The organism is Endozoicomonas sp. SESOKO4, assembly GCF_024606275.1.
Map to the genome: position 1 here is coordinate 1 of NZ_JAHHPS010000219.1, position 1,068 is coordinate 1,068.

General features: G+C 49.4%; 1 protein-coding gene. It reads right to left on the reverse strand.

Annotated elements, in window-relative coordinates:
• Window positions 1-1,050 (reverse strand): DEAD/DEAH box helicase (locus KDK16_RS04230; protein WP_257274809.1); only part of this gene is annotated, 1,050 nt, incomplete at its 3' end.
• Window positions 1,051-1,068: the final 18 nt, after the last annotated feature.

A 1,068-nucleotide genomic window follows, 5' to 3' on the forward strand; every position in this document is an offset into this window, starting at 1 on the left:
GTATATAGCCATATCCCGGGCATTGTATCTGAGGGTATCCTGCTGTTTGTATGAGTTGTCATGCTCTTCATCAACAATAATTAATCCCAGCTTGGGTAAAGGCGTAAAAATGCCTGAGCGGGTAGCAATCAATACCCCGGCTATGGAGCGACTGGCAGCAAGCCAGCCCTGAAGACGTTCGCCATCACTCAATCCAGAATGAAGACAGACCACAGGGACAGAAAAACGGCTGCGAAATCGTCTGACGGTTTGAGGCGTCAGACCAATTTCAGGAACCAGAACAAGAACCTGTTTACCGGCTTTGAGCGTCGCTTCGATGGCCTGGAGGTAGACTTCTGTCTTACCGCTTCCGGTGACGCCATCCAGTAAAACAGGGTGAAAAGAGGGGGATGCCAGAATGCCTTTAAGAGCAAAAGCTTGTTCAGAGTTCAGTGTCAGGGGCTCTTGTTTTAATGGGTTTGTATGTTCAGTGAAATATCGGTCAACCCGCTCAACTTCTCGAACAACTACCCGTTGTTTCTTTTGCAATTGGGTGAGAATAGTTTTGCTAAAACCGACTTCCCGGAGCTCAGTCTCTGATAGACCTTCAGGGTATTTTTCCAGCCATTGCAGGGCCTTGAGCTGTTTGTGAGCTCTTTTCAGGGATTGGGTGATGGCTTCATCAAGCGGAGCAGCAAGGCTCCAGAGTGCTATTGTTTCCCGGGTTACAGGCTTTCCCTGTCGAAGAGCCTTGGGTAATGCCTGAAGCAAGGTTTCTCCAAGGCTGTAGTGATAGTAACTGGATGCCCAGCGGCAAAGTTGCATGATGTCTTCAGGAATCAAAGGGACCCGGTCAGGAACGGCAGAGACTTTTCTGAGCTTTTCCCTGGGGTGGTCAGATTCCTGTTTAATGGCTTCGATTATGCCAACCAGCTTTCGGGGTCCAAAAGGAACCTGAACTCTCATACCCGGTTGAAGGTTCGCCTTATTATCTGGCGGAAGATAGTCGAACATCTGCCTCAATGGGGTGGGTACGGCGACGCTGAGATAATTATCGTCACATGAGGTCATGAGGCTGCTGTTCAGTGG